Source organism: Kineococcus indalonis (genome assembly GCF_009906395.1).
In the GTDB taxonomy this organism is placed as follows: domain Bacteria; phylum Actinomycetota; class Actinomycetes; order Actinomycetales; family Kineococcaceae; genus Kineococcus; species Kineococcus indalonis.
The window spans coordinates 1-6,674 of record NZ_JAAALM010000199.1 but is presented as its reverse complement, the minus strand read 5'-3'; the positions used below and the strand labels follow the sequence as shown (position 1 = coordinate 6,674).

At 75.8% G+C, this 6,674-nt stretch carries 6 protein-coding genes; 4 read left to right on the top strand and 2 right to left on the bottom strand.

Features of this window, described 5'->3' with window-relative positions:
• Positions 1-268: 268 nt before the first annotated feature.
• Positions 269-2,806, top strand: coding sequence for a leucine--tRNA ligase (leuS, locus tag GTR00_RS11190; RefSeq protein WP_166611703.1), 2,538 nt, complete (start codon positions 269-271; stop codon positions 2,804-2,806).
• A gap of 24 nt (positions 2,807-2,830) precedes the next feature.
• Here leuS and GTR00_RS11185 read toward each other — a convergent pair whose 3' ends face one another.
• On the bottom strand, positions 2,831-3,079 hold the full coding sequence (locus GTR00_RS11185) for a hypothetical protein (protein ID WP_166611702.1): 249 nt from the start codon (positions 3,077-3,079) through the stop codon (positions 2,831-2,833).
• Positions 3,080-3,144: 65 nt separating this feature from the next.
• Here GTR00_RS11185 and GTR00_RS11180 point away from each other — a divergent pair, with 65 nt between their 5' ends.
• Complete coding sequence (locus GTR00_RS11180) at positions 3,145-3,330, top strand: hypothetical protein (protein WP_166611701.1); 186 nt, start codon at positions 3,145-3,147, stop codon at positions 3,328-3,330.
• Between the two features lie 71 nt (positions 3,331-3,401).
• Here the strand turns inward: GTR00_RS11180 and GTR00_RS11175 are convergent, their stop codons facing one another.
• The gene (locus tag GTR00_RS11175; protein WP_166611700.1) at positions 3,402-5,702 is read right to left on the bottom strand and encodes a glycoside hydrolase family 3 C-terminal domain-containing protein; all 2,301 of its coding nucleotides are present in this window, start codon (positions 5,700-5,702) and stop codon (positions 3,402-3,404) included.
• 68 nt (positions 5,703-5,770) lie between these two features.
• Here GTR00_RS11175 and GTR00_RS11170 point away from each other — a divergent pair, with 68 nt between their 5' ends.
• Together GTR00_RS11170 and GTR00_RS11165 are read left to right on the top strand one after the other, a co-directional pair.
• Positions 5,771-6,418, top strand: coding sequence for a TetR/AcrR family transcriptional regulator (locus GTR00_RS11170; protein WP_166611699.1), 648 nt, complete (start codon positions 5,771-5,773; stop codon positions 6,416-6,418).
• A 40-nt stretch (positions 6,419-6,458) separates the two neighbouring features.
• The coding region (locus GTR00_RS11165) for a hypothetical protein (protein WP_166611698.1) at positions 6,459-6,674 on the top strand (216 nt) is incomplete at its 3' end.

Here is a 6,674-nt window from a genome sequence, read left to right as displayed (position 1 = left end):
GTCGTGGTGGGCGGTGCGGCCGGCGGTGCGGCGCCCGGCGCCGCGGGCGACGGTGCCGGCGGTGCGGCGGGCGGCGGCACCGACCGACCGGGGGCCTGAGCCCAGGCGCTAGGCTGGTGGGGTGCGGACCCGTCGACTCCTCGCCGGACCGCGCTGAGCGGCTGCTGACGCGGCCCCCGGCGCGGTGACCCCTCCTGTGCGAGGGGTTTTCCCATGTCGGGGGGACGGCGGGGGACGAGGGCGCACGCGGCCCACCCAGGAGGACGAGATGACGCAGACCGAGGCGGGGACCGGCGTCCCCGCGGCCCACGAGAGCGAGCGGGACGGCGAGCGCTACGACGCGCACGCCCTGCAGGACAAGTGGCTGCCGGTCTGGGACGAGCTCAAGCCCTTCCGCAGCGGCGAGCCGGGCGACACGCGCCCCAAGAAGTACGTGCTCGACATGTTCCCCTACCCCTCCGGCGACCTGCACATGGGGCACGCCGAGGCGTACGCGATGGGCGACGTCATCGCGCGGTACTGGGTGCAGCGCGGCTTCGACGTCATGCACCCCATCGGCTGGGACGCCTTCGGCCTGCCGGCGGAGAACGCCGCCATCAAGCGCGGGCTGGACCCGCGGGCGTGGACGTACGACAACATCGCCCAGCAGCGCGCCTCGATGCGCCGCTACGCGTGCTCCTTCGACTGGGACCGCGTGCTGCACACCTCCGACCCCGAGTACTACAAGTGGAACCAGTGGCTGTTCCTGAAGCTGTACGAGCGCGGCCTGGCCTACCGCAAGGACTCCCTGGTCAACTGGGACCCCGTCGACCAGACCGTGCTGGCCAACGAGCAGGTGCTGCCCGACGGCACCTCCGAGCGCTCCGGCGCCAAGGTCGTCAAGAAGAAGCTGACGCAGTGGTACTTCCGCATCACGGAGTACGCCGACCGGCTGCTGGACGACCTGGACACCCTCGAGGGCAAGTGGCCCGCCAAGGTCATCAGCATGCAGCGCAACTGGATCGGCCGCTCCACCGGCGCCGAGGTCGAGTTCGCCATCGAGGGCCGCGAGCAGCCGGTGACGGTCTACACGACCCGCCCGGATACGCTGCACGGCGCGACGTTCATGGTCGTCGCGGCCGACTCGGACCTGGCCGAGGAGCTGGCCGCCGATGCCGAGCCGCAGGTGCGCGCGGCGTTCGAGGAGTACCGCACGAGGGTCCAGGAGACCTCCGACATCGACCGGCTGTCCTCCGAGCGCGAGAAGACCGGCGTGCCGCTGGGGCGGTACGCGGTGAACCCCGTCAACGGCGAGCGGCTGCCCATCTGGGCCGCCGACTACGTGCTGGCCGACTACGGCACCGGCGCCATCATGGCGGTGCCCGCGCACGACCAGCGCGACCTGGACTTCGCCCGCGCCTTCGGCCTGCCGGTGCGCGTGGTCGTCGACGTGCGCGACGCGGAGGGCGAGGCGCTGCCGGACCCGGCGCTCTCGGGCACGGCCACCGCCGGCGACGGCGTGCTGGTGAACTCCGGCGAGCTGGACGGGCTGGACAAGGCCGCGGGCATCGCGAAGGCCGTCGAGCTGCTGCAGGCCTCCGGCAGGGGCCGGCCGGCGAAGAACTACCGGCTGCGCGACTGGCTGATCTCCCGCCAGCGCTACTGGGGCACCCCGATCCCGATCGTGCACACCGCCACCGGCGAGGTCCCCGTCCCCGAGGACCAGCTGCCGGTGCTGCTGCCGCCGAGCGAGGGGCTGAACCTCACCCCCAAGGGCACCTCCCCGCTGGGGGCGGCGGAGGAGTGGGTGAACGTGCCCAGCCCGGTGGACGGCACCCCCGCGCGCCGCGACCCGGACACGATGGACACCTTCGTCGACTCGTCCTGGTACTACCTGCGCTTCGTCTCCCCGGACGACGACACCCGGCCCTTCGACCAGGACCTCGTCGCGCAGTGGGGCCCGATCGACCAGTACGTCGGCGGCGTGACCCACGCGATCCTGCACCTGCTGTACGCGCGGTTCATCACCAAGGTGCTGCACGACATGGGGTACCTGACCTTCGACGAGCCGTTCACCCGGCTGCTGAACCAGGGCATGGTCCTCATGGACGGCTCGGCCATGAGCAAGTCCAAGGGCAACCTGGTGCGCCTGTCCGACCAGCTGGACGAGCACGGCGTGGACGCGGTGCGCCTGACGATGGCGTTCGCCGGCCCGCCGGAGGACGACATCGACTGGGCGGACGTCTCCCCGTCGGGGTCGGCGAAGTTCCTGGGCCGCGCGTGGCGGCTGGCGCGCGACGTCACCTCCGCGCCCGGCGCGGACCCGGCAGGCGGGCACGCGGCGCTGCGCGCGGTGACGCACCGCGCGCTGCACGAGATCGGCCAGCACGTGGAGGGGTACCGCTTCAACGTGGCCGTGGCCCGCCTCATGGAGCTGGTCAACGCCACCCGCAAGGCCATCGACTCCGAGGTCGGCCCGGCCGACCCGGCGGTGCGCGAGGCCGCCGAGGCGGTCGCGGTGGTCCTGAGCCTGTTCGCGCCGTACGCGGCGGAGGACATGTGGTCCCTGCTCGGGCACGAGCCGAGCGTGGCCCGCGCCGGCTGGCCCGCCGTGGACGAGTCCCTGCTGGTGCGCGAGACCGTCACCTGCGTCGTGCAGGTCAAGGGCAAGGTCCGCGACCGCCTGGAGGTCTCGCCCGACATCACCGAGGACGCGCTGCGCGAGCTGGCCCTGGCCAGCGAGAAGGTGCAGCAGGCCATCGGCGGGGCGGCGCTGCGCACCGTGGTGGTGCGCGCGCCCAAGCTCGTCAACGTCGTCCCGGCCTGAGCGCCCCGCCGCCCTCCCGCCCGCTCAGCCGGCCAGGGGGGCGGCGTCGCCCGCCGGCAGCCACGTGCCCGGCGGGGCCGGCGGCGCGCCGGCGCCGAACCCCGTCGCCGCCCCCGAGGTGACGTCGTCCACCCGCTGCGCGTCGCCGTGGGTGGAGCCGGTGGTGCCGACGTCCACCCCGGTCGGGGCGGCGAACTCGGCCAGCCAGGTGCGCCGCTCGTGCGGGGCGCCGGTCGCGGGGAAGTCCAGCCGCTCCCCGGCCAGCTCCGCCACCGCCACCTCCTCGCGCGCAGGACGCCGGTGTCCAGGTCCGCGCGGCCGGTGCAGGGCGACAGCCCGTGGTCGTCACCGCCCACGCCCTCGCCGCCACGGTCGCGCTGCTCAGCGGCTGGCTCGCGCTGCGCGCACCGCGCCCGGCCACCGCGCACGCCTGGGGCACCGCCGCGACGACCCTGACGCTGGCCGGGGCGCTGTGGGCGGGCAGGGCGTGCGCGGCGTGCGCGGCGTGCGCGGCGTGCGCGTGAGGGCCCCTCGCCGCTGCCCTCGGCGCAGCGGTGAGGGGCCGGTCCCGGACCCGGACCCGGGTCAGCCGGGATCAGGCCTGTGCGGCCTTCGCCTCCCAGGTGGGCAGGTCGTCCTCGCCGATCGGGAACCCCGGGAAGCGGGTCAGGCGCACCAGCGGGATGGCGCGCATCATCTGCCCGTGCTGCGGGTCGGCGAGCATGTCGCGCCACTGCCCCTCCCCGAGCGCCTCGCGCACCAGCGGGCCGGCCACGGGGTGCCGCAGCCAGGCCTCGGCGTCGGAGTCGCCGGTCAGCGGCAGCACGACGTCGTCGCCCTCCAGCGTGATCGACGCCCTCTGGCGCACGTCGCGCGAGGAGGCGCCGACGCGGACCTCGAACTCGCCGCCCTCCACGACCCAGCGGCCGGCCGCGGTGTGCCAGGAGGCGAACGCGCGCCGGTCCAGCTCGAGCGTGGCGGTTCCGCTCTCGCCGGGGGCCAGGGTCAGGCGCGCGAAGCCCTTCAGCTCCTGCTCGGGCCGGTACGCGCTGGACTCGGGGTCGTGCACGTACACCTGCACCGTCTCGGTGCCCGCCACGTCGCCGGTGTTGGTGACGGTCACGGAGACCCGCGCCCCCTGCCCGTGCGGGTGCACCCGCAGGTCCGAGTGCGCGAACGTGGTGTACGACAGCCCGTGCCCGAACGGGTACGCCACCGGCAGGGCGTGCGCGTCGTACCAGCGGTAGCCGATGAGCAGGCCCTCGCCGTAGCGCACGTGGCCGTGCTCGCCGGGGAAGTTGCCGACGGTGGGGTTGTCCTCGTGGCGCACCGGGACCGTCTCGGCGAGGCGGCCGGAGGGGTTCGCCGCGCCGGTGAGCAGGTCCGCCACCGCGCCGCCGCCGGCCTGGCCGAGCAGCCAGGTCTCCAGCAGCGCGGGCACCCGCTGCTGCCACGGCTCCACCGTCACCGCCGAGCCGTTGGACAGCACGACGACCACGCGCCCGTTCGCCGCGGCCACGCGGTGCAGCAGCTCCACCTGCGCGGCGGGCAGGTCCATGTGCTCGCGGTCGTAGCCCTCGGACTCGTAGCGCGGCGGCAGCCCCAGGAAGAGCACGGCGACCTCCGCGCGCGCGGCGGCGGCGACGGCCTCCTCCGCCAGCGCGGGGTCGAGGTCCTCGACGTCGGGGTCGTACCCGGCGGCGAAGACGACCTCGCGCGAGCCCGCGAACGCCTCGCGCAGCGCGCTCAGCGCGTCGTCGAGGCGGGTGGGGTTGACCTGCGAGGAGCCGGCGCCCTGGTACCGGGGGGTGCGGGCGAACTCGCCGATCACGGCGACGGCGCCGCCGGCGGGCGCCAGCGGCAGCAGGGGCGCGGCGTCGGCCCCCTGCCCGACGGGCTCGTTCCTCAGCAGCACCGCGCTGGCGCGGGCGGCTTCGCGCGCCAGGGCGTGGTGGGCCCGGACGTCCACGGTGCCCGGCTCGGCCAGCGCGGGGGCGGCCTTGGCCAGCAGCTCCAGCACGCGGCGCGCGGAGCGCTCCACGTCCGCCGCGGACAGCGTCCCGGCGGCCACCGCGTCGAGGATCCGCCGGGTGCCGCTGCCGCCCGAGGAGGGCATCTCCAGGTCCAGGCCGGCGCGCACGCCGTCCTCGCGCACGTTCACCGCGCCCCAGTCGGAGACGACCAGGCCCTCGAAGCCCCACTCCTCGCGCAGCACCCGCGTCAGCAGCCAGGGGTCCTCGGAGGCGTGCACGCCGTTGATGCGGTTGTACGAGCACATGACCGTCCAGGGCTGCGCGGTGCGCACGACCCGCTCGAAGGCGGTCAGGTAGACCTCGCGCAGGGTGCGCTCGTCGACGTCGGCGGAGACCGTCATCCGCTGCGTCTCCTGGTTGTTGGCGGCGAAGTGCTTCAGCGAGGTGCCCACACCCTGGCTCTGCACGCCCTGCACCAGCGCCGCGGCCAGGTCGCCGGCCAGCACGGGGTCCTCGGAGAAGTACTCGAAGTTGCGCCCGCACAGCGGGCTGCGCTTCATGTTCACGCCCGGGCCGAGCAGGACGGCCACGCGCTCCGCGCGGGTCTCCCGGCCCAGCGCCTCGCCGACGCGGCGCAGCAGGTCGGTGTCCCAGGAGGAGGCCAGGCCGGCGGCGGGCGGGAAGCAGGTCGCCGGGACGCTGGCGTCCAGGCCGAGGTGGTCGGTGCCCTGCGCCTGCTTGCGCAGCCCGTGCGGGCCGTCGGTGACCATCACCGCGGGCACCCCGGCGCGCTCGACGGGCGTGGTGTGCCAGAAGTCGCTGCCGCCCAGCAGCGAGGCCCGCTCCTCCAGGGTGAGCCGCGCGAGCAGCTCCTCGACGGGGGAGGCGGCCGGGGCCGGGGTGGGGACGACGTCGTCGGTCATGCCGCGCACCGTACCCTGAAAACCGACCACGTGGCAGGTATTGGTTCCGGTGGTGGTAGACACGCCCCGTGCAGCGCGACGGGACGGCGACCGGTGACGGCGGCGCGCGCGGCGCCCGTCCCGGCGGTTACGCCAAGGGGCGCGAGCGGCGCCGGCTGATCCTCGACGAGGCCGTGCGCCTGTTCGGCGAGTCCGGCTACCGCGGCGCCTCGCTGCGCGAGCTCGCCGCCCGCTGCGGGCTCTCGCACGCCGGGCTGCTGCACCACGTCGGCAGCAAGGAGGCGCTGCTGCTGGCCGTGCTGGAGCACCGCGACGATCAGGACGTGCGCGAGACGGGCACGGACGCCGGCGCGGACCCCCTGCGCGGCCTCGTGGAAGTGGTGCGGCGCAACGCCTCCCGGCGCGGCATCGTCGAGCTCTTCGCGGTGCTCTCCGCCGAGGCCACCGCCGCGGACCACCCCGCCCACGCCTTCTTCGCCGAGCGCTCGCAGCGCCTGGTGGAGCAGTTCGGCGCCGCCTTCGCCGAGCGCGGCCACCCGCGACCGCGCTCGGCCGCGCGCCGGCTCGTGGCGCTCGTGGACGGCCTGCAGGTGCAGTGGCTGCTGGACCCCACCGGCGTGGACATGGCCGCCGAGACCGAGGAGCACCTGGCGGCCGAGCTCGCGCGCGTTCCCCAGGCCACCGCCGGCGGGGTGCGTCCACAGCCCGCCCCCTGAGGCGGCCCGGGCGCCGGGCCCGGCACCTAGCGTCCCGGCCGTGCCCGTGCCCCCGCTGTCCGAGCGCGTCGCCGCCGCGCGCGCCCGCGCCCTGGCGCAGCGCCAGCTGCGCGCGCCCGCGCCGCCGTGGGCGCGGGAGGCGGTGCAGCGCGTGGAGGACCGCCTGCCCCCGGCGGTGCGCGCGGTGCGCTGGCGCGCCGGGCCGCGCGCCGCGGCCGGCGCCCTGCTCGCGGCGGCGAGCAGCACCACCGCGAGC

Excerpts from the sequence above, each read along its gene's own strand:
- GTR00_RS11175 (WP_166611700.1), bottom strand. The coding sequence starts at position 5,702 with ATGACCGACGACGTCGTCCCCACCCCGGCCCCGGCCGCCTCCCCCGTC.
- leuS (WP_166611703.1), top strand. The coding sequence starts at position 269 with ATGACGCAGACCGAGGCGGGGACCGGCGTCCCCGCGGCCCACGAGAGC.